The sequence below is a fragment of the Kineococcus sp. AC630 genome (genome assembly GCF_979255925.1).
In genome coordinates, this window is the sequence record NZ_CEEDMJ010000004.1 from 58,502 (window position 1) to 78,824 (window position 20,323).

25 protein-coding genes are annotated in these 20,323 nt (G+C 72.1%); 15 read left to right on the forward strand and 10 right to left on the reverse strand.

The genetic code is table 11. The features are described from left to right. Window position 1: 1 nt before the first annotated feature. From AC0I8G_RS05460 to AC0I8G_RS05480, 5 genes are read right to left on the reverse strand one after another with little or no spacing between them, the layout of a single operon-like run. Window positions 2–301 (reverse strand): hypothetical protein, encoded by a 300-nt coding sequence (locus AC0I8G_RS05460; RefSeq protein ID WP_471729030.1) that lies wholly within the window; start codon window positions 299–301, stop codon window positions 2–4. Beyond that, window positions 294–914, reverse strand: a complete 621-nt coding sequence (locus tag AC0I8G_RS05465) for a hypothetical protein (RefSeq protein ID WP_471729031.1) — start codon at window positions 912–914, stop codon at window positions 294–296. The genes AC0I8G_RS05460 and AC0I8G_RS05465 overlap by 8 nt, the downstream gene beginning before the upstream one ends. Further along, window positions 911–1,669, reverse strand: coding sequence for a hypothetical protein (locus tag AC0I8G_RS05470; protein ID WP_471729032.1), 759 nt, complete (start codon window positions 1,667–1,669; stop codon window positions 911–913). The genes AC0I8G_RS05465 and AC0I8G_RS05470 overlap by 4 nt, the downstream gene beginning before the upstream one ends. A gap of 53 nt (window positions 1,670–1,722) precedes the next feature. Beyond that, window positions 1,723–2,328, reverse strand: a complete 606-nt coding sequence (locus AC0I8G_RS05475) for a hypothetical protein (RefSeq protein ID WP_471729033.1) — start codon at window positions 2,326–2,328, stop codon at window positions 1,723–1,725. Continuing rightward, window positions 2,325–3,068, reverse strand: coding sequence for a hypothetical protein (locus tag AC0I8G_RS05480; protein ID WP_471729034.1), 744 nt, complete (start codon window positions 3,066–3,068; stop codon window positions 2,325–2,327). Before AC0I8G_RS05480 ends, AC0I8G_RS05475 begins: the two co-directional genes overlap by 4 nt. Window positions 3,069–3,156: 88 nt before the next feature. On the opposite strand from AC0I8G_RS05480, the gene AC0I8G_RS05485 reads away from it, so the two are divergent. Then, window positions 3,157–4,452: a Kelch repeat-containing protein gene (locus AC0I8G_RS05485; RefSeq protein WP_471729035.1), complete on the forward strand. Its 1,296-nt coding sequence runs from the start codon at window positions 3,157–3,159 to the stop codon at window positions 4,450–4,452. Between the two features lie 19 nt (window positions 4,453–4,471). Here AC0I8G_RS05485 and AC0I8G_RS05490 read toward each other — a convergent pair whose 3' ends face one another. Continuing rightward, complete coding sequence (locus AC0I8G_RS05490) at window positions 4,472–5,377, reverse strand: epimerase (protein WP_471729036.1); 906 nt, start codon at window positions 5,375–5,377, stop codon at window positions 4,472–4,474. A gap of 35 nt (window positions 5,378–5,412) precedes the next feature. Here AC0I8G_RS05490 and AC0I8G_RS05495 point away from each other — a divergent pair, with 35 nt between their 5' ends. Beyond that, window positions 5,413–5,820 carry an ester cyclase gene (locus tag AC0I8G_RS05495; RefSeq protein WP_380257063.1) on the forward strand — a complete coding sequence of 136 codons (408 nt, stop codon included), beginning with the start codon at window positions 5,413–5,415 and terminating at the stop codon, window positions 5,818–5,820. 7 nt (window positions 5,821–5,827) lie between these two features. Here the strand turns inward: AC0I8G_RS05495 and AC0I8G_RS05500 are convergent, their stop codons facing one another. After that, window positions 5,828–6,691: a GmrSD restriction endonuclease domain-containing protein gene (locus tag AC0I8G_RS05500; protein ID WP_471729037.1), complete on the reverse strand. Its 864-nt coding sequence runs from the start codon at window positions 6,689–6,691 to the stop codon at window positions 5,828–5,830. After that, window positions 6,688–7,098, reverse strand: coding sequence for a helix-turn-helix domain-containing protein (locus tag AC0I8G_RS05505; protein ID WP_471729038.1), 411 nt, complete (start codon window positions 7,096–7,098; stop codon window positions 6,688–6,690). The genes AC0I8G_RS05500 and AC0I8G_RS05505 overlap by 4 nt, the downstream gene beginning before the upstream one ends. 95 nt (window positions 7,099–7,193) lie before the next feature. On the opposite strand from AC0I8G_RS05505, the gene AC0I8G_RS05510 reads away from it, so the two are divergent. The 7 genes from AC0I8G_RS05510 (at window position 7,194) to AC0I8G_RS05540 (ending at window position 13,597) form a co-directional block, all read left to right on the forward strand. Then, window positions 7,194–10,007: a Na+/H+ antiporter subunit A gene (locus tag AC0I8G_RS05510; RefSeq protein WP_471729039.1), complete on the forward strand. Its 2,814-nt coding sequence runs from the start codon at window positions 7,194–7,196 to the stop codon at window positions 10,005–10,007. Next, window positions 10,004–10,441 (forward strand): Na(+)/H(+) antiporter subunit C, encoded by a 438-nt coding sequence (locus tag AC0I8G_RS05515; protein ID WP_328293844.1) that lies wholly within the window; start codon window positions 10,004–10,006, stop codon window positions 10,439–10,441. Before AC0I8G_RS05510 ends, AC0I8G_RS05515 begins: the two co-directional genes overlap by 4 nt. Next, complete coding sequence (locus AC0I8G_RS05520; RefSeq protein WP_471729040.1) at window positions 10,438–12,039, forward strand: Na+/H+ antiporter subunit D; 1,602 nt, start codon at window positions 10,438–10,440, stop codon at window positions 12,037–12,039. The genes AC0I8G_RS05515 and AC0I8G_RS05520 overlap by 4 nt, the downstream gene beginning before the upstream one ends. Continuing rightward, window positions 12,036–12,638, forward strand: coding sequence for a Na+/H+ antiporter subunit E (locus tag AC0I8G_RS05525; protein WP_471729041.1), 603 nt, complete (start codon window positions 12,036–12,038; stop codon window positions 12,636–12,638). The genes AC0I8G_RS05520 and AC0I8G_RS05525 overlap by 4 nt, the downstream gene beginning before the upstream one ends. Next, window positions 12,635–12,913: an MrpF/PhaF family protein gene (locus AC0I8G_RS05530; RefSeq protein ID WP_471729042.1), complete on the forward strand. Its 279-nt coding sequence runs from the start codon at window positions 12,635–12,637 to the stop codon at window positions 12,911–12,913. Before AC0I8G_RS05525 ends, AC0I8G_RS05530 begins: the two co-directional genes overlap by 4 nt. Then, on the forward strand, window positions 12,910–13,272 hold the full coding sequence (mnhG, locus tag AC0I8G_RS05535; protein ID WP_471729043.1) for a monovalent cation/H(+) antiporter subunit G: 363 nt from the start codon (window positions 12,910–12,912) through the stop codon (window positions 13,270–13,272). Before AC0I8G_RS05530 ends, mnhG begins: the two co-directional genes overlap by 4 nt. A 103-nt stretch (window positions 13,273–13,375) precedes the next feature. Beyond that, window positions 13,376–13,597 carry a LuxR C-terminal-related transcriptional regulator gene (locus tag AC0I8G_RS05540; RefSeq protein WP_471729044.1) on the forward strand — a complete coding sequence of 74 codons (222 nt, stop codon included), beginning with the start codon at window positions 13,376–13,378 and terminating at the stop codon, window positions 13,595–13,597. 13 nt (window positions 13,598–13,610) lie between these two features. Here AC0I8G_RS05540 and AC0I8G_RS05545 read toward each other — a convergent pair whose 3' ends face one another. Then, window positions 13,611–14,318: a metal-dependent hydrolase gene (locus AC0I8G_RS05545; protein WP_380162305.1), complete on the reverse strand. Its 708-nt coding sequence runs from the start codon at window positions 14,316–14,318 to the stop codon at window positions 13,611–13,613. 221 nt (window positions 14,319–14,539) lie between these two features. Between AC0I8G_RS05545 and AC0I8G_RS05550 the strand changes: the two genes are divergently transcribed. The 3 genes from AC0I8G_RS05550 (at window position 14,540) to AC0I8G_RS05560 (ending at window position 17,382) form a co-directional block, all read left to right on the forward strand. After that, the gene (locus AC0I8G_RS05550) at window positions 14,540–15,850 is read left to right on the forward strand and encodes a Kelch repeat-containing protein (RefSeq protein WP_471729045.1); all 1,311 of its coding nucleotides are present in this window, start codon (window positions 14,540–14,542) and stop codon (window positions 15,848–15,850) included. A gap of 707 nt (window positions 15,851–16,557) precedes the next feature. Continuing rightward, window positions 16,558–16,812: a hypothetical protein gene (locus tag AC0I8G_RS05555; protein ID WP_471729046.1), complete on the forward strand. Its 255-nt coding sequence runs from the start codon at window positions 16,558–16,560 to the stop codon at window positions 16,810–16,812. 168 nt (window positions 16,813–16,980) lie between these two features. Next, entirely contained in the window at window positions 16,981–17,382 is a 402-nt protein-coding gene (locus AC0I8G_RS05560) for a hypothetical protein (protein WP_471729047.1), read from the forward strand. A 76-nt stretch (window positions 17,383–17,458) separates the two neighbouring features. On the opposite strand, the gene AC0I8G_RS05565 is transcribed toward AC0I8G_RS05560, so the two are convergent. Further along, window positions 17,459–18,121, reverse strand: coding sequence for an SMI1/KNR4 family protein (locus tag AC0I8G_RS05565; RefSeq protein ID WP_471729048.1), 663 nt, complete (start codon window positions 18,119–18,121; stop codon window positions 17,459–17,461). A 208-nt stretch (window positions 18,122–18,329) separates the two neighbouring features. Between AC0I8G_RS05565 and AC0I8G_RS05570 the strand changes: the two genes are divergently transcribed. From AC0I8G_RS05570 to AC0I8G_RS05580, 3 genes are all read left to right on the forward strand, one after another. Beyond that, the gene (locus AC0I8G_RS05570; RefSeq protein ID WP_471729049.1) at window positions 18,330–18,563 is read left to right on the forward strand and encodes a hypothetical protein; all 234 of its coding nucleotides are present in this window, start codon (window positions 18,330–18,332) and stop codon (window positions 18,561–18,563) included. A gap of 195 nt (window positions 18,564–18,758) precedes the next feature. After that, window positions 18,759–19,484, forward strand: coding sequence for a hypothetical protein (locus AC0I8G_RS05575; protein ID WP_471729050.1), 726 nt, complete (start codon window positions 18,759–18,761; stop codon window positions 19,482–19,484). Window positions 19,485–19,857: 373 nt separating this feature from the next. Then, entirely contained in the window at window positions 19,858–20,229 is a 372-nt protein-coding gene (locus AC0I8G_RS05580; protein ID WP_471729051.1) for a VOC family protein, read from the forward strand. Window positions 20,230–20,323 lie beyond the last annotated feature (94 nt).

The following is a 20,323-nucleotide window of genomic DNA, read 5'->3' on the forward strand; positions in this document are numbered from 1 at the left end:
GTCAGTCCTGCGGGGTCCGGCCGGCGAGCAGGGCCCCGCAGGTCCAGTAGGCGAGGGCAGCGAGACCGCCCCAGGCCAGGGAACCGATCGCGAGGACGAGGGTCACCACCGCGGCGACCGGGGAACCGTCGACGGTGCCCGCAGCGTGGGAGAACTGCGCTGCAGCCGCCACGAGCAGGAGGATGGCCAGGCCGAGACCCGCGATGGCCGAGTCCTTCAGCCGGTCGAGGTTCCTCTCCACCGGGTTCGACCAGGCCGCGTCACCGTCGGTCCAGCCGCGCTCACCGTCGAGTTCACTCATCGGGCCATCGTGGCGGGTCCGGGGAGTCGACGGGACGGGAACGGCCAGGTCCACGGCTGACGACGCAGAGGACGACCGCCGCCAGTGCGAGGACGACCGCGAAGAGTTGCGGAGCGGCTCCCGGAGCCCAGTCCACCCAGGTCGTGGGGGTCGAACCGTCCTGGGCCTCGGCGAGTTCACGCGCCGTCGGTTCTCCCAGCGCCGCCCACGCCGAGAGGGTGGCGGTGGCCGCCGTCCACAGCGCGCACACCAGGCCCAGCGCGGCGACCGCCCACCGCGCCCCGGGCGCGAGCAGCCAGCCGGGCCGGCGGCTCGCGACGACCCCGGCCAGGACCACGACGGCGACGGCGGTCAGGGGCCCGGCGGAACCCACGGTCGACAGCGACTCGACGAGCTCCCACCGGTCGGAGAAGACCGCGGAGGGGTAGCCCGGACCCGCCAGGTACGGCGCCATCACCGACGCGTCGGCCCGGAGGTGCTGCACCGAGGCCACCGCGAGGAACAGCGGCAGCGCGGCCGTCCCGAGGAGGACCCAGAAGACCCACGACCACCGGTCGCCCGGGTCGTCCGGCTCGAGGTCGTCGTCGACCGGGGACGGGACGTCGCAGCTCATGCGCCGGGCCGGCGGTAGTGGGCGTACTCCTCGGCCGTCGGACGGGGGAACGCCGGCGGGAGCTCGGCGACGACGGGCTCCCGCTCCTCCGGTGCGCCCTCGTCGACCGCGCCCACCTCCTCGGCGTCGACCACGACGGGCGCGGACTCCGGTTCGCCCGGGTCGACGTCCGCCGCGCGGTCCGGCTCCCCCCGCGGGGCGGGAGCACCCAGCAGCACGACGCCGACCACCACGCCGAACACCACGACCGTCCCCAGCGCCGACAACGGCCACGCGAGGTCGAGCAGGGTCGACGTCGTCGAGTACCAGCGCCGGTCGTCCTGCGGGACCTGCAACCGGAGGACGTCCACGACGAAGACCACGGCCGCGCACACGGCGGACAACGCCCCCGCCCCGACCGCCAGCCGGCGACAGCCGCGGTGCAGCGGCCACCGCCGTCCCCCGGCGAGGTGCAGAACCGCGACCACGACGCAGACCGCCACGGAGGCCAGCAGCAGCCGGTCCGGCGGGGCGGTGTAGTCGAGGACGCTCCACCGGTCCCAGAAACCGATGTCCGGTTGGAGCGACGTCGACTCGTTCCCGGACCCGTCGGAGGTGTAGGTCAGGAAGTAGTTCCGGTCCCGCGCGCCGCTGAGCACGCGCTGGTCGACGACCAGGAGCAGGACGGGCAGCAGGACGGCGACGACGGCGAGCGCCCACGCCACGACGTGCAGCCCGAGCGGCGTCTTGGGCGGGTCGTGGATCTCCTGGGACACCCTCCGACCCTAGTGATCGTCGGCGGGGAACGGGCCGCTCCGCGGAACTCGACTCAGCCGGTCGCGGGTTCCCCACCGCTCGCCCTCCGAGGCCGGGTGGCGAGGCAGAGCCCGAGCGCCACGAGCGCGACAACGGCCGCGAGGAGCGTGAGGCCGGCCGCCGGGAGCCACTGCAGCGGGACCACCCGCAGGTACCCCTGCGCGTCGCCGTCCTGCTGCCGCGCCGTCGGCCCGCGGAACTCCGCCCACGCGGACACCGCCGTCGTTCCGAGCGCCCACAGCGCGCACCCCGCGGCGAGCGCCCCGACGGCGAGTCGCCGCCGGGCCACGACCAGCCACTCCGGTCGTCCGCTCACCACGACCGCCGCGAGGACGAGCAGGGTGAACGCGCTGATCGCCGTGGGCCAGCTCAGGGGGTCGTAGGTCAGCAGCGTGCCCCAGCGGTCGGTGAAGACGGAGGGTGGACGCTGCAGGTCGCTCGCCTCCTCGACGACGTCGGGAGTGGTGAGGACCCGTTGCGTCGCAGCGACGGACAGGGCCAGCGGTGTCGCGGACGCGGCGAGGAGCAGCCAGAACACCCACGACCAGCGGGAGCCCGGCCGTTCCGTCTGGACATCGTCGAGCTCGTCGGGTTCGAGGGGTCCGAGGTCGGTGCTCATGCGCCGGGCCTGCGGTACCGGGCGTAGTCCTCCGCGCTCGGGCGGGGGAACGTGACGGGGACCTCGTCGGGTTCAGGCTCCACCGGCACCGGGGCCTCCGGGAGTTCCGGGGGTTCGCCGAGTTCCGCGGGTTCCGCAAGTTCCTCGGAGTCGGGTTCGGGTTCGGGTTCGACGAACGGGAGGGGACCGCCCACGAGCACGATCACCGCGACCACCCCGAAGACGACGACCGCGACCATCGCCGACACCGGCAGGACCAGCTCCACCAGCCCCGTCGTCGGCGTGAAGTAGCCGCCGTCCTCCGGGGACCGCTGGGAGACGGCGACCGTGACCCCCAGCACCGCGAGCGCGACGAGGGCGGACACCGCACCTCCCGCGGCCGCCACCCACCGGCAGGGACGCGGCACCGGGAACCGGTTCCCGGCCGCGACGTGCACCGCCGCGACGAGGACGCAGACCGCCGTCGCGGCCAGCAGCACCCGGTCGATGGGGACGACGTAGGAGACGAGGGTCCACCGGTCCCAGAAGGTGACCCCGGGGGCCTCGGTGACGATCGAGCTGCCGTACTCGTCGGAGCTCGAACTGGTGAAGTACTGGGCGTCGAGGGCGCCGGCCAGCACGTGCTGGTACACCCCGACGGTCAGCACCGGCAGCGCCAGGCCCACGGCGGCGAGCGCCCACACGGACACGGTCAGGGCACGCGGAGTGCGGGGCGGGTGCTCGACGGTCTCCTGCGACACCCTCCGACCCTAGTGATCCAGGACGCTCGCAGGGGCGGCTCGGAGCAGAGCGCTGCGGGGCGGACGGCGCACCCGTCACCATCGGGGGGTGCGGACGTGGAGGTTCCCGGCGGTGGGTCTGGTGGCGTTGTTGGTGACGTTGCCGGTAGCGGCGGCGTGTTCGGGCGGCGACGGGTCCGCCGAACCGCCTGCCCCGGACACCCGCGGCTGGACGGCGCTCCCGGCCCCGCCGGTCCGGGCCCCGGTGCTGCGGCGCGGGCAGGCCGCGGTCTGGACGGGTACGGAGGCGCTCGTCTGGGGCGGACTCCCCGTCGGCACCGACGGCTGCTTCTTCACCCCACGACCTGACGGAGCGGCGTGGGACCCGGCCACGCGGACCTGGACGGCGATGGCGCCGTCGCCGATCGGCGCCCGGCAGGACGCCGAGATGCTGTGGACGGGGAGCGGCGCGGTGCTCGTCGGGGGCCGCGATCCGCTGGCCGACTGCGAAGGCCGGCCCGGGGGTGCCCTCAGCAGCGCGCTGTTCACACCCGGTCCCGCCGGCGGCAGCTGGACGGGGCTGCCCGACCTGCCGTGGCCGGCGGACGCCGTGGTGGCGACGAGCGCCTGGGCCGGCGACCGGGTGCTGGTGTGGTCGCCGGCCCAGGGCGGGTGGGGCTTGCGACCGGGCGACCCGGCCTGGACCGCGCTCCCCACACCCGGCACCGAGGTGACCCGGCCGGGCGGAGAGAACGCCTTCGCGACGGCGCACAGCGTGTGGACGGGTGCGGAGTGGATGGTGTGGTCCAGCGAGGCGTCCACCGCGGGAACCGTCGAGGCCGGGTTGGCCTACGACCCCGCGGCGGGTTCGTGGCGTGACGTCGCCGTCGGACCCGCGCTCGCGCAGGGCACCGACGTGGTGTGGACGGGGAACCAGGTCCTGGCCTACGACCCGCTCGCCGGGGTGCTGGCCTACGACCCCTCGAGCGACCGGTGGAACCGTGGTGAGGAAGGGCCGATCCCGCTGCTGACCACCGGCTCCGGCAACGGTGGACCCGTCGTGACCTGGGCCGGGACCCGGTTGCTGGTGTGGGGTGGCTCGCGCGAGCGGGATCTGAGCCGTTGCACCGACGGTGACGGGCTGGACGACTCCGCCTCCGACTACGGCGGCGTCTGCAACCCCGCGACCGGTCCGCTGGGCGCGGTCTACGACCCGGCCACGGACGAGTGGACGGAGATCACCGACGGTCCCTGGCCGCGCCGGACGGAGACCGCGGCGGTGTGGACGGGTCGCGAACTGCTGCTCGCGGGGGGCCGCGACCTGGAGGTGGAACGGGACGGGCGGCCCCGTCCGTACCCGGACGCACCCGCGGAGGCGGTGGTGACGTTCACCCCTCCCGCGTGACCCGGGGCGCGCTGCGCCGTCACCGACGCGCCAGCAGGTCCTCCAGCGCCCCGTCCAGGTGGGGGTGGGTGAAGCGGAACTCGGCGGCGGCGAGCTTCGCGGACACCGCCCGGCGGCCCGTGAGCCCGAGGGCGGGGTCGGTGCGGAGCAGCACGGCGCCGACGTGCAGCAGCGGCGCGGGGGTCGGCGGGGCCGGTGGGCGGTGCAGGACCCGCCGCAGGCTCCGCATGAGGTCGGCGTTGCGGACGGGGTTCGGGGCGGTGACCACGAGCACGCCCTCGGGGGGCTCCTCGGACCCCAGGCACCACGACACGACCCGCAGCCAGTCGTCGACGTGGATCCAGCTGAACCACTGCCGGCCGCTGCCGACCCGGCCGCCGAGGCCGATCCGGGTCAGCCACCCGAGCCGGTCCAGCGCGGGGGTCCCCCGGTCGAGGACGATGCTGGTGCGCAGCACCACCTGACGTCGGGCGTTCACGCCGGCGGCGGCGGACTCCCAGGCGGTGGCGACGCCCGCCATCTGCGGCGGGCCGTCGGCGGGCGGGGAGGACTCGGTGATCAGCCGGTCCCCGGCGTCACCGTGGATGGCCAGCGTGCTGGCCTGCACCCACACGGGAACGGGTTCGTCGAGGGTGGCCGCCGCGGCGGCCAGGGCGCGGGTCGGGTCGACGCGGGAGGAGGTGAGCAGGTCGACGTTCGCCCGCGTGGGGCGGCGGTCGACGAGTTCGCCGGCGAGGTTCACCACCGCGGCCCCTTCGAGTTCCCGCGCCCACGGGCCGAGCGTCCGCCCGTCCCAGCCGACCTGGCGGTGCGGACCGTCGACGGGTCGGCGGGTGAGGACGACGACCTCGTGACCCGCGTCGGTCAGGTGCGCGCTCAGGCGTCGGCCCAGGGCGCCGGACCCGCCGGCGATGACGATCTTCACCACCGCAGGCTAGGGAGAGGTGATCGGATGTGCGCATGACTGGAGAACCTTCGGACGTCGTCGCCGTCTACGAGCAGTACCTGGCCGCCTGCAACGAACGTCGCTTCGACGACCTGCGGAACCTCGTCGCCGCGGACGTCAGCGGGTCCGGGCCCACCGACGGGATCGACGCCTACGTCGAGGGCGTCGCCGCGGTCGTCCGCGGCTTCCCCGACTACCGCTGGGACCTGCAGGAGCTCCTCGTCCAGGGGGACACGGTCTGCGCGCGTCTCACCGGCCGGGGCACCCACACGGGCACGTTCAGCGGCGTCGCCGCCACCGGCCGGGCGATCGAGGTGCAGGAACTGGTCGTCTACCGCATCCGGGACGGCCGGATCGTCCACTGCTGGGGCGACCTGTTCCCCGTGGTGCGCGACGCGCTGACGGCGACGGGCGGGTCGTGACCGCGGGTCACTCGCAGGCGGTGCCGTCCCCGTCGCCGTCGAGGTCGGTGCTGTACCCGGGGTCGCCGCGGTGCAGCGGGACGGCCCCGGCGGCGCGGGCGGCGGCGCAGCTCGTGAACGCCACCGGGGGCGCGGAGGTGGTGCTGGTGGCGGTCGCGGTGGACGTGGCGGTGGACGTGGCGGTGGCGGTGGAGGTGGCGGGGCAGTCGGCGAGGACCGCGGCCATCGCGTCCCGCTCGGCCGGGGTGACCCACAACCCGTACTTGGCCTTCACGTCCACCTGGCGCTGGACGTAGGTGCAGCGGAAACCCCGGTCCGGGGGGAGCCAGGTCGCGGCGTCACCGTCACCCTTGGCCGAGTTGATCGGGCCGTCGACGGCGAGGAGTTCCAGCGGGTCGTTGGCGAACTCGACGCGCTTCGCGGCGTCCCAGGACCGCGCGCCCTTCTGCCAGGCGTCGGACAGCGCGACGACGTGGTCGATCTGCACGGCCTCGCTGGTGCCCTGGCCGCGGGTGAAGGAGATCGTCGCGCCGCCGTAGGGGTCGTCGAGGGTTCCGGTGAGGACGACGCAGTCCTGCGTGCCGGGTTTGAACGTGACGTCGGTGAGGTCGCGGGCGAGGACGTCGTCACGGGTGTCGCAGCCGTTGTGGTCGGTGTCGACCCAGCCGTTGCCGAACTCCTCGCGGGAGTAGCCGGTCTTGGCGGCGCGGCCCTTCACGGTGAGGGCGTCGAGCGTGGGGTCGACGGGCGCGTCGTCCTTCGCGGTGCCGCACCCGGCGAGGAGGACGCCGGCCAGCCCCAGCACGAGGACCCGTCGGACCCGTCGCACCCCCCGGTCACCGGCCCGTGCGCGGCGGAACGTGAGCCTCACGCGGGGCGGGGTCCGGGCGTGCGCAGGTGGCGCTGGCGCTCGGCGTAGTCGAGGACGTCCTCGAGACGGACCCGGCGGTGGGTCCCGGGTTTCGTGAACGGCAGGGCGCCGGACTCGAGCAACCGGACCATCGTGGGCCGGCTGACGCCGAGGACCTCCGCGGCCTCCTGGGTGGTGAGCAGGGCCTCGTGCGGGGTGAGCGTCACGGCCTCGCCGTGGGAGAGGGCGATCACGGCCTCGCGCAACGCGGCGGCGAGTTCCGCGGGCACCGCGGCGGAACGCCGTCCGACCTTGAGCACCAGAGGGCTGTCCGGTTGCGCGGCAAACAGTTCAGCGAGTCCGGTCAGCCCCTCGAGAGCGGGGCGGACGGTGACCTCAGCGCCGTGACAGGCGACGGTGGACGACACCCCGCCACGGTAACAGGATCGTCTCGAATCGAACAGAACGAAAGTTGGGGGTAGGCTGTGCGAACCGACCTGCCCCCCGATCGTGAGGACCGGCCGTGCTGACACTGCTGATCGTCCACGCTGTCGCCGCGGTCCTCGCTGTGCCCCTGGTGCGGTGGCTGGACCGGCGCGCGTTCACCCTGCTCGCCCTCGCCCCGACCGCCACGACCGTCTGGGCCGCCGTCCAGGGTCCCGCCGTCCTGGCCGGGAACGGCCCGGAACTGCTCGTCCCGTGGGTCCCCTCGCTGCACGCCGAACTGGCGTTCCGCCTCGACCCGCTGTCCTGGGTCCTCATCCTGCTCGTCGGCGGTGTGGGCGCGCTCGTGCTGTTCTACTGCGGCAGCTACTTCCACCGCGACGACCCCGGGACCGCGCGGTTCGCGGCCGTCCTGACCGCGTTCACCGGCGCCATGACCGGCCTCGTCCTGGCCGACGACCTGGTGCAGCTGTACGTGTTCTGGGAACTCACGACGGTGTTCTCGTACCTGCTCATCGGCTACGACTCGCACAAGAAGGCGGCGCGGCGCGCCGCCACCCAGGCCCTCGTCGTGACGACGCTGGGCGGGCTCGCGATGCTCGTCGGGTTGATCGTGCTGGGTCAGAGCGCGGGCACCTACCGGATGTCGGAACTGCTGGCGGACTTCCCGCCGGGAACGGCCGCGACGGTCGCCGTCGTGCTCGTGCTGGTCGGTGCGGTCTCGAAGTCCGCCCTGGTCCCGTTCCACTTCTGGCTGCCCGCCGCGATGGCCGCGCCGACCCCCGTCAGCGCGTACCTGCACGCCGCCGCGATGGTGAAGGCCGGCGTCTACCTCGTCGCGCGGTTCGCCCCCGCCGCAGCGGTTCTCCCCGCCTGGCAGACCACCGTGATCGGGCTCGGCCTGGCCACGATGCTCGTCGGCGGGTACCGCTCGCTGCGCCAGCACGACGTGAAGCTGCTGCTGGCCTTCGGCACCGTCTCCCAGCTGGGGTTCCTCGTCGTGCTCGTCGGGGCCGGCACGCAGGCCGCCGCGAGCGCGGGGATCGCCCTGCTCGTCGCCCACGCGACGTTCAAGGCCGCGCTGTTCCTCGTCGTCGGGATCGTCGACCACCAGACCGGCACCCGCGACCTGCGCGAACTCTCCGGGCTCGGACGGCGGATGCCGCTGCTCGCGGTCGTGGGGACGGTCGCGGCGGCGTCGATGGCCGGGTTGCCGATCACCGCGGGGTTCGTGGCGAAGGAGGCCGCGTACACGGCGTTCACGCACGACCGGCCGTGGATCCTCGCCGTGCTGGTCCTGGGGTCCGTGCTCACCGCGGCGTACTCGGCGCGGTTCGTGTGGGGAACGTTCTGCCGCAAACCCGGGGTCCCCGACTCGACCGCCCCGCGGCCCTCGGCCGGGCTCATCGCCGCACCGCTGGTCCTCGCCGCCGTGACGTTGCTGGTGGGGCCGCTCGCCGGGTTCCTCGACCGCCCCGCCGCGCTCGTCGCGCACGAGAACTCCGGGGAGGAGGCCGAGCACCTCGCGCTCTGGCACGGGTTCACGCCCACCCTGGGGTTGACCGCCCTGACGTTCGCGCTGGCCGCCGCGCTGTTCCTGGGGCGTTCCGCGGTGGAGCGGTTCCAGGCCCGGATGCCCCACCCCGTCGGGGCGGACCGCGCGTACCGGCGCAGCGTCCACGCCGTCGACCGCGTCGCCGTCGAGGTCACCGGCGCGACCCAACGTGGTTCGCTGCCGATCTACCTGGCCTCGATCCTGCTGGTCGTCGTGATCGTGCCGGGCGGGGCGCTGTTCTGGAACCGACCGTGGCCGGCGGACGTCGTGCTCGCCGACAACGCCGGGCAGGTGCTCGTCGGGATCGTCGTCGTCACGGCCGCCGTCCTCACCGTCCGGGCCCGTCGTCGGTTGCGGGCGGTCATGCTCGCCGGGGTCACCGGCTACGGCGTGACGCTGCTGTTCGTCCTGCACGCCGGCCCGGACCTCGCCCTCACCCAGGCACTGGCCGAGACGATCACCCTCGTCGTGTTCGTCCTCGCGCTGCGCCGGCTGCCCCCGTTCTTCTCCTCCCGGCCGCTGGTCGGCACCCGCTGGGTGCGGATCGCGATCGGGATCGCCGTCGGGGTCTGCACGTCGTGCTTCGCCCTCGTCGCCTCCGGAGCGCGCATCGCGACCCCCACGTCGATCGCGCTGCCCGAGTTCGCGTACGAGTACGGAGGCGGCAAGAACGTCGTCAACGTCACGCTCGTCGACGCCCGCGCCTGGGACACCATGGGCGAGATCTCGGTGCTGCTCGTCGCGGCGACCGGCGTCGCGAGCCTGGTGTTCCGCCGCCGGATGGGCTCGATCGACCGGGCCCTCGCCGCGCACCACGAGGAGGCCCCCGAGGCGCCCCAGCGCAGCCGGCTCGCGAACTGGCTCCCGGCCGGCAGCACCGTCTCCCCGGAGCGCCGGTCGGTGGTCTTCGAGGTCGTCACCCGGCTCACGTTCCACGCGATCGTCGTGCTGTCGCTCTACCTCGTGTTCTCCGGGCACAACGCCCCCGGCGGAGGTTTCGCCGGGGGGCTCGTGGCGGGGCTCGCGCTCGTCGTCCGCTACCTCGCGGGGGGTCGCTACGAGTTCAACACCGCGGTCCCGATCAACGCGGGCTGGCTGCTGGGCTGCGGGTTGTTCCTGTCGGCCGGCACCGGCCTCGTGGGGATCCTGCTCGGCGGGAACGTCCTGCAGACCGCGATCATCCAGTTCGACGTCGCCGTCCTCGGCCACGTGAAGCTCGTGACGTCCGTGTTCTTCGACGTCGGGGTCTACCTGCTCGTCATCGGCCTCGTCGTCGACGTCATCCGCAGCCTGGGCGCCGAGATCGACCGCCAGATCGAGGAGGAGGTCTCCGCGTGAGCCCCAACCTGACGCTGATCGTCATCTCCGGGGTGCTCGTCGCCAGCGGCGTCTCGCTGCTGCTGGAACGCACGCTGACCCGCGTCCTCATCGGGGTCGTGCTGCTCGGCAACGGCATCAACGTGCTCTACCTGGTGGCCAGCGGCCGACCCGGCCGGGCGCCGATCCTCGGCGGGGGCACCACGGCGGAGAACATGAGCGACCCGCTGCCGCAGGCGATGGTCCTGACCGCGATCGTCATCACCCTCGGGATGGTCGCGTTCGTCCTCGCGCTCGCCTACCGGAGCTGGCAGATCGACGGCCACGACGAGGTCCAGGACGACGTCGAGGACCGCCGCATCGTGCGGCGGGCGGAACTCGACGAGACGTCCGGCAGCTACGACGACGACACCCACGAGACCAGCGAGGACGAAGGGGAGGGGGTTTCGCGGTGACTCCGTGGACGATCGACCTGGCGACCGAGTGGCCGCGCGTCCTGCTGCCCCTGCCCGTCGTGCTGCCGCTGTTCGCGGCGGGCCTCACGCTGGCCCTCGCGCGGCGGCCGCGGGCGCAGCGCACCATCAGCGTCACCGCGCTGAGCATCGTCGTGATCGCCTCGATCACCATGCTCGTCCTCACCGACCGCGGGACGGGCACCTACTCCATCGACGTCGGGGGCTGGCCCGCCCGCCTCGGGATCCCGCTGGTCGCCGACCGGTTGTCGACCCTCATGCTCGTCGTGAGTTCCGTCGTCACCCTCGCCGTCCTCGTGTACTCCCTCGCGCAGGGTGTCGCCGACGGCGAGGAGGGGACCCCGGTCTCGATCTACCACCCGACGTACCTCGTGCTCTCGGCCGGGGTGTCGAACGCGTTCCTGTCCGGGGACCTGTTCAACCTCTACGTGGGGTTCGAGATCCTGCTGGCGGCCAGCTACATCCTGCTGACCCTGGGCGGGACGAAGGCCCGCGTCCGGGCGGGGACGACCTACGTCGTCGTCAGCCTGTTGTCGTCGATGGTGTTCCTCACCGCGATCGCGCTGGTCTACACGGCGACCGGCACCGTGAACATGGCCGAACTCTCCGTCCGGCTGCAGGAGATCGACCCCGACGTGCGTCTCGTGCTGCACCTGCTGCTGCTCGTCGGTTTCGGCATCAAGGCCGCGGTGTTCCCGCTGTCGGCCTGGCTGCCCGACTCCTACCCGACGGCGCCCGCGCCGGTCACCGCGGTGTTCGCCGGGTTGCTGACCAAGGTCGGCGTCTACGCGATCATCCGGACCGAGACGCTGCTCTTCCCCGGCAGCGAGGCGAACACGCTGCTGCTGTGGGTGGCGCTGGCGACGATGGTCGTCGGGATCCTCGGCGCGGTCGCGCAGAACGACGTGAAACGTCTGCTGTCGTTCACGCTCGTCAGCCACATCGGGTACATGGTGTTCGGGATCGCGCTGGGGACGACGGCCGGGTTGTCCGGTGCGGTGTTCTACGTCGCGCACCACATCACCGTGCAGACGACGCTGTTCCTCGTGACGGGTCTCGTCGAACGCCACTCCGGCAGCACGTCCCTGGACTCCCTCGGGGCCCTGGCGCAGAAGGCCCCGCTGCTGGCCGTCCTGTTCTTCGTCCCGGCGATGAACCTCGCGGGGATCCCACCGTTCTCCGGGTTCCTCGGGAAGCTCGGTCTGCTGCAGGCCGGCGTCGACGTCGGAACCCCGCTGGCCTACGGGCTGGTCGCGGGGGGCGTCGTCACGAGCCTGCTGACGTTGTACGCGATCGCCAAGGTGTGGAACCGGGCGTTCTGGCAGGAACCCCTGGTCGATCCGGACGACGACCCCGACGACGCCGGGAACACCGGTCTGGCGACGGCCACCGAGGTCGGGGTCCGCACGCCGGTCGGGATGCTGGCGCCGACCGCGGCGCTCGTCCTCGTCGGGGTGGGGATCACGTTCGTCGCGGGCCCGCTGTTCGGGATCAGCGACCGCGCGGCGCAGGACCTGCTGGACCGCACGCCCTACACGTCCACCGTCCTGCACGACCGGGTCCCGGAGGTCGCCGAGTGAGCGCGAAGGTGCGGTCCCTGCGCGAACGCGTCAGCCTGCCGATCCTGGTGTGGCTGGTCGTCCTGTGGTTGCTGCTGTGGGGTGACGTGTCGTGGGCGAACGTGATCTCGGGAACCCTGCTCGGGTTGCTCGTCACGGTCGTCCTGCCGTTGCCGCGGGTGCGGTTCGGGATGCGCCTCCGCCCGCTGCGGATCGTCGCGCTGCTCGCCCGGTTCCTGGTGGACCTGGTCGCGGCGAGCGGTCAGGTCGCGTGGCTCGCGGTGCGGCCGGGCCGCCAGCCGCGGAACTCCGTGGTGCGCGTCCCGCTGCACAGCGGCTCCGACCTGTTCGTCGCGATGACCGCGGAACTCGTGTCGCTGGTCCCGGGGAGCGTGGTCGTCGAGATCGGGGCGCCGTCGGCCCGGGGTGGGCAGGGGTCCATCTACATCCACGCGCTGGGCGTCACCGGCGAGGAGGGCCGGGAACGCATCCGCCGCGAGGTCCTGCTCACCGAGCGCCGCATCATGACGACGTTCGCCGAACCCGCGGCCTACGCCGAGTACCTGGACCGCTGCCGCGCGGACGGTTCGGCCGCCCTGTGCGAGAGGAGTCCGCGATGACCGTCGTCGTCGGAGCGTGCCTGGCGATGCTGACGGTCGCGGCCTTGCTCGCGCTGCTGCGGGTCGCGAAGGGCCCGACGATGCTGGACCGGGTGGTCGCCCTGGACGTCCTCGTCGCGATCGTCGTCATCGCGCTGTGCGTCGAGGCCGCGACGAACCGGCACGCGACGACGTTGCCGGTCATCGTCGTCCTCGCGCTGGTGGGTTTCGTGGGATCGGTCAGCGTCGCGCGCTACGCGTCGAAGGAATCTCCGGAAGAGAGGGGTGAACGGTGAACTGGTCGCTGATCGCCGATGTGGTCTCCGCGGTGTGCCTGCTCCTCGGGTGCCTGCTCACGTTGCTCGCCGCGATCGGGTTGCTGCGGTTGTCCGACGTCCTGGCCCGGATGCACACGACCGCGAAACCCCAGGTGCTCGGGGTGCTGCTGGCGCTGACCGGGGTCGGGCTGCAGCTGCGGCAGGGGACCGACATCGCGACGCTCGTCGCGATCGGCGCGTTCCAGCTGCTGACCGTGCCGGTCGCGGCGCACATGGTGGGGCGCGCGGCGTACCGGACGGGTCAGGTCGACCCGGCGATGCTCGACCGGGACGAGCTCGCCGAACGGTTGGCGGAGGAGGAACGCTCACCGTCCTGAGGAACCGCCGTCCCGGGCGAACAGGTGGGCCGAGCCCCCTGGTGCGGTCACCGGGCCCTGACGTAGCGTCACGGTCGAGGCCCACGGCGACAGGGAGCGACCAGTGACCGGTGACCACCAATTCCCCCGGCTGTCGCGCACCGAAGCCCGACTGCTCGAACTCGTCGCCGACGGACGCGCCCTCACCACCGCCGGCGCGGAACTCGCCCTGTCCCCCACCACCGTGAGCTCCACCGTCGTCGACCTGCGGGAGCGGTTCGGCGTCGCCAGCACGGCGGCCGTCGTCGCGGCCGCCCGGGACGCGGGGATGCTGGCGGGCGGATAGCCCGCCCGCACCCTCACAGCAGCGGCGCGAGCAGCTCCCGGACCGGGCCGACGTGGCGCACCAGACCCAGCAGGGTCAACGCCGGGAAGACGAGGTACTGCAGCAGCGGTTCCGGACCGCGCCCCGCGTCGAAGAGCCGCAGGCCGACCGTCCGCTTGCGTCCGCGGAGCCACGTCGTGAAGGGCAGCGGGACACCGTCGGTGGTCAACGCGTCACCCGCGATGTGGACGACGATCCCACCCGCCACCGCGACGGGCAGCCAGGGCAGCACCACCCCCTGCGCGGTGAGCCACCAGGCACCCAGCCCCGAGATCAGCAGGTTCCCGAGCGCGGTCTTCTCGGCGTTGCCCGGGACGAGCTGGGCGACGGCGTGCAACGCGAGCCCGATCGCGAGCGCCAGCACCACCAGGGCGGACCAGCGGTGGTCCGCGGCGAGGGCAGCGAGGACCCCGAAGACGAGGGGCGCGACGATCACGTCGTGGGTGCCGCCGCGGTGGCGGACGGCGAGCGCCCCGATCGCGCGGGAGAGCAACCTCGTCGGCGGTCCCCACATGGAACCCGCGGTGGAGCCCTTCTGGTCGAGGTCGGGCAGGTAGGCGAACCCGCCCCAGCCCACGACCCAGGCGAGTTGCTCGAGGGGGGCGTCGACGCCGACGTGCGTCGCGAGGCCGAGGGTGAGAGCTCCTGCCGCCAACCCGCTGGCGGCGTGCGCCGGGCCCATCACGTGCGTCCAACCTCCAAGATCAGCTGGGGTCAGCCTACCGACGGTGCATCGAGATCCGTACCGAGCGTGCAGGTCCAGGGTGTCGAGGCAGTTCTGCAGGACCGTGACGTGGCGCCAGGGAGGTCGCCCGGCTCACCACTCGTGCCGAGGAGCAGGAGGTTCCTGGCGAACAAGGCTCCAGGCCGTCATCAGCAGGCATCGTCAGGCAGTCTGGAGGGGTGAGCCACGACCCGCAGATCGCCACCGAGGGCGTCGCGAGGTACGCCCACGATCCTCCGCCGCGACGACGGACCGTACTCCGCACCGGTGCACTCGCGGTGCTCCTGTCCCTCACCGCCTGCGTCAGCGCCGACGCCGGCTCGAGCGAGTCCGAAGCCGTGCCCGCCGCCGCCGCCGAGGGGGTTCCGGTGACCGACGCCTGGCGTTGGTCTGCAGTGCCTGAACCGCCGACGACCCCACGATGGCACGCGGTCACGGCGTGGACCGGCAGCGAAGCCTTGTTCCTCGGAGGGTCCAGCGAGCCGGCGTGCCCCTCGGACTCGCACACCCCCTGCTTCACCGAGTACGACCCCTCCACCGCTCACCGCGACGGAATGGCCTACAACCCCACCGAGAACCGGTGGCGGCGCACCGCAGCAGCTCCGCAGGGGATCCTGGACAGCCCGCACACGGTCGTCGGCCAGCGGGTCTACGTCCTGGCCGACGACGCACTGCTCGTCTACGACGCCGGACGAGACGACTGGACGCAACTGCCACTGCCTCCCGGTCACCCGGCGAACTCCAGCCCGGGCTACTCCCTGACCGCCTTCGACGGAAAGCTGCTGGCGCTGGCTCCCGGCTCCTTCGCAGCCCCCGGAGAGACGCCGCCCCCGCAGCTTCCCGACTCCACCTACGACCTCACCCACGGCGACGGCGGCCAGTGGCTCCCCCTGCCCGATGACCCCTTGGACTCCATGGTCTTCCGCAACGCACTGCCCACCCCCCACGGGCTGCTGCTCGTGGCCAGCGACATCGCCCGCTCAGGCCCCACCGACCCGCCTCCCCTGGCCCGGGCGGCCCTCCTGGACTCGACGTCCTCCACCTGGCGACGCCTACCCGACAGTGATCAGCTCTTCGCCGGGAACTGGACGTGGACCGGTGAACGCGCTCTCGACGCCACCCCCGGCGGTGACGCCGGCCTGGACGGCTCCTACGGGCGCCTCGTCCCCTACAGCGGGGCGCTGACCCTGCCCGCCGGCACCTGGAGCTCCGTACCCCAACCCCCCGATCCTGGGTCCGGCTCCCGGGGGTGGCCGGTGGAGGCGACCGCTGGGGCGCGCGTGACCACCCGCGGTTCCACCTACGACGACACCACCCAGACCTGGACACGCATCCCGGCACCGGAGAAGGACCGCGCCGCTGAGGAACCTGGTCCTGCGGTGTGGACCGGCCAAGGACTCCTCGTCCTGGGCAGCCGCGCCATTCCCACGATCAACGAGGAAGCCGTCATGCCCACCCGGAGCGCGTGGGTCTACCACCCCTCGCGTTGATCACCAGGATGAGCTGCACACTCCGCCACGACCTACCGGTCATCCGCTGTCGCGGACGTCGTCGACCGCCCGGATCTGCCGATGTCCGCTCGGTTGCTGAGCCGTGAACCCCACCACGACGATCTTCATGTTCACCACCATGGGCGGAGTCGGGCAACCCGCGCCCGAGGCCTTCGTGCCCTGGACCTGTCGAGTGCGCGGGTCGTCAGCATGCAGCGTTCCACTGAACCCACTGTCGCCGAGACCGCCGTCTCCACTTCACCTCATGACGCAGAGGAACCAGGGCCACCCCCAGGCCCGGTACTCCGCTTCTCCATCGACAGCTGGGAAATCCTCGGCGGGTCACCACGCCCTGTCGTCGGTCAGCCCCTGGACGGCTTCCGCGTCATCTTCCGTCCTTGCGAGCCCGAGGATCCGTACGGCCTGGCTGCCCTGGACGAAGACATCGACGTCGACGCACTACCACCTCAGGTAGCAGTACCTCCCGAGGCGCGAGGCGGAGTGCGCCGCGGACACCTGCACGCCGAATGGCACGTCACTCCGAGCGAAGGAGCGCTCTTCGACGCTGGGAGGTTGTCGGGCCTGGTGGTACGCACTCGAATCATCAGCCTGGATCGTCGCCTGGAGGTCGTCGAGGGCCTCGGTCCTGCAGGAGAGGCGATGGGGGTGTGGTCGGCGATCCCGGGCCCCTTGCGCCTTCGCGAGGTGTGCGCGGCACCCCGAACAACGGGCGTCCGGTCCTCCATGTCGTCCACCGCCACCCTTGGTGGACCTTCACCACCGGTCTACGCCGCTGGCTCGACACCGACGACTACCCGCCAGCGGGTGACCCCAGCCTCGATCTCGATCCCGCCCGACAGCTGGCCATCGCCGTGGTCCGCGACGACATCAGCGAACCCCTGGCCACCTACGCCGACAACCTCGTCCCGGACGACCGATGGCACCTGGTGGTGGGGCGATGAGCCACTGCCCGGTGAGAACCACCGCCGAGGCCAGCGACCGCCCGGAGGCTGAAGTCGACGTCACGGTCATCCCGCAGGTCGTGCGTGCGTGCTCAATGCGCGGTCCGCGGGATGAGCACGATGTGCCCGATGCGCCCGCGGCACCCCAGCATGAGCAAGGCTGCGGGTGTGTCCGACGCCAGGCGACTGATCACCTCCATCGACATCAACGAGGCGACAGGAGAGGAGTTCAACAACGACCACCGCTCCTCCATCTCGGCGCTGCACGAGCTCGAGCTCACCGATGGGCGGCGGCTGACCCTTCTCGACGACCGCGGCTGGTCCACCGGGGGTACAAGCGACGTCTGGGCCTACGAATCGCTGGACGGCCTGGCAGAGACCGCACGCACGGTGGTCGGGCCCGATGAGCCGCCCGAGGGACGTTCCTACGAGGAGGAGGCGGCGCTGCACTGGGCCTACCTGGCGGGCATCGCCCAAGAGCACGGGGTGAGCATCGAGGCCGGCGAGCTGGCGGCGCTGCCGCACGACGTGAACGTCAGCCCCGGGATCCGAGCACGGCTGACCCGCTGAGGCGCGGTGCGGTGCGGTGCGGTGCGGCCAACGTCACGGTCATCTCGTGCTGCGGGCGGTGACCCAGGTAGCAGCCTCAGCCCGATCCGCGGGCCAGGCACCGCGACACCGACCCCAACGACTCGTCGATGTCCCAGCGCAAGACGCCATCGACGACTTGCGGCCGCCAGAACCGGCACGCCGTCTGGTTCTCCAGATGGTCAGCCACATCGCTGAACATCTGCCCGATCGACCACCACCCCACTCCGGCGGAATCGAAGTTCTCCTTCATCCACTCCGTCACGCATCCCTGCCGAGGACCAGGACGGCAGTCCACGAACAGCACGTCACCGCTTTGGTCCTCATCCAGCGGCACGAAAGAAGGCAGGAAGACCCCGGCCATCTCCCCGGCGTCCTCACCAGCCGCATCGACCAGCTGCGCAGCGACGTCCTCGTCGCCACCGGCCAGGTCCGCCCAGATCTCCTGCTGCATCCGCCAGTCGTCCAGGCAGCGCTGCAGGGACATCGGCGACGACCAGCCGGGCAGGATCGAAGGCCAAGCATCACGCTCCCAGCCGTCGTGCAGCCCGAACCACTCCTGCAGCTCTGACGGCCAGCTCACTCCGGTGCGCTCCTGTGCTGCCGCCAGCTCTGCGGCCGGGGCCGGCGGTCGCAGAGCCTGTGCGGTGGCGGGAGCGTGGGTCTGCAGCCAGGTCATGATCCGAGTCCACGAAGTGGTCACGGGGGCAGTGCTGTTCATGGCGCCATCCTGGCTCCTCGATGTTCACGCGGCGGGCGGTTCGCGATCACGTCACACGATCAGGTCGCGGCGCCATCCCGGCTCATCCAGTTGCGGCGCTGCGTACGCTCATCGTGCGGTGCGCACGAAGCGCACGGTCATCCCGCAGAACGGGTGCTCTCTGAGACTGTCGACCGTCTCGACTCGAACGATCCGCAATGCTGGGCGCGTGGCCCGTCAGAAGAACCCGTGGTGGAGCATCACCCGTACGCGACGACAGTCCTTCGTCCTCGGCCTGCTGATGCTGGTGCTGTCCTTCCTGCAGATCACCCGGCTCGTCATCGAAGACAGCACGTCCTGGTGGCGTTGGGCACTTGGCGTCCTGATACTCGCCACGGCTGCCTACTACCTCACTGCCTGGCGGGTCCGCGGCGGCCGTGAGACGAAGCCTTCCAAGTCCTGAACTGCAGTCGTGGCGCGCAACGGGACGCACGGTCATCCCGCGCTGCGCGTGACGTCGCGGCTCGGGCGCTGCCACGGACGATGCAGACCCTCCGAACCTGTCGACGCCCTCGCGACAGCAACCCCCTCGGCTCCCCGTAGATCCGTCTGAAGAAACGCCACACGCCCTCATCACTCCTCCGGCACAGTCAAAAGCGTGCCCCGCTGGTTCCTCCTCCTCTCCGCCCTCGCCGGCCTCAACTTCGCCGTCCCGGCCGGGCACGCTGCCCTGACCGGCGACCTGCGCCTGCTGGTGATCGGCGTCATCCTCACCGGGTTCTGCTGGTGGCCCCTCGTCACCTGGCTGAGGTACCGCAACGCCACCACCGACACCGACATCGACGCTGACACCGCCACCGACGGCACCGCGCCGGAGAACCTCCGAGCACGAGGACAACGGCGCTGGATCGTGCCCGTACTGCTCCTGCTCGTCGTTGCAGTGCTCGGTCTGGTGCGACACCCATTCGCCAGCCTCATCCCTCTGTGGGCGCTGGTGCTGGCCGCAGTGACGATCTGGCAGATGCGCAGCGGAGGCGACCAGATCGACTTCACCGACGAAGCCCTCGTCGTGCGCTTCCGCAACGGCCGAGAGAAGCGCTACCCCTGGTCGGACGTGCTGGAGCTGTCGTGGTCCTCCCCGCACTGGGCCAACACCGGATCAGGTCCGGTGGCCCGGGTCCGCGGGAGCGCCTTCGACAGCCCCGGACCGACCAGCCCCACCCAGCTGGGTGCCGTCCTGCTCGCCGGTCACGAGAACCGCCTCTGGGGACGCCAGCAGGTTCGCAGGGCTGCGGCCGCACACGGCATCCCCTTCACCGACGACCTCATCACCGCCATCAACTCCGGGCGACGGAAGGCGCGGCTGCCAGGGGAGGCCTCCTGAACGAGAACCACCAGGACGCTCACCACCTCGCGGTGAGCTCGCTCAGGAGATGGGGGCAGACGTCGAGGACTTGATCATCTCGACGACCCAGCCGTTCGAGAGCTGCTCGAGCTCGCCTTGACCGATCAGCTGGCCGCGAGGTTGTCGATCCGGTTCCTGCGCGGGACCGCACCATCACCGGGCAGCTGTACGAGCGGATGGTCTTGCTGCTGGCCTGAGCCTTGGGCAAGAGGTCGCCGAGCGTTCCAGAGGACGTCCTTCCCACCCTGAGATCCGAAGACCCCACATAGCTCTGGAACTTCAGCGCCCTCGACACGACGGGCGCCTCAGTGGATGGTGAGCCGCAGAACACCACTCGACCGAGGAGCCGAAGATGACGACGCTGCAGGCAGAACTCTGGGTGGACCACCCCGAGGAGGCGATCCGCTTCTACGAGGCCGGGTTCGGAGCGCACGTCGCACACTCGATGGGCACCGGGGATGAGCGACTGGCTCAACTCGACGTGGACGGGGCCCGATTCTGGGTCGGAGCCGCCGATCCCGACCTGCACCGCGCCAGCCCCGCATCCGGATCCCTCACGAACCGGACGTTGCTGGTGGTCGACGACCCCGACGGCTTCGTCGCCCGAGCCGCCGCCGCGGGCGCCGAGGTGACCTCCCCGGTGGGGGACGAGCACGGGTGGCGTCTGGGACGGCTCGTGGATCCGAGCGGTCACGAATGGGAGATCGGCCACCCACAGGACTGAGCTCGTCACCGAACGGACTGGCCGCGTCAGACACGTCCGACGCGACCAGACGCGGCCGACGGTCTCCTTCTCCTCTTCCGACCCGGCGCGAGCA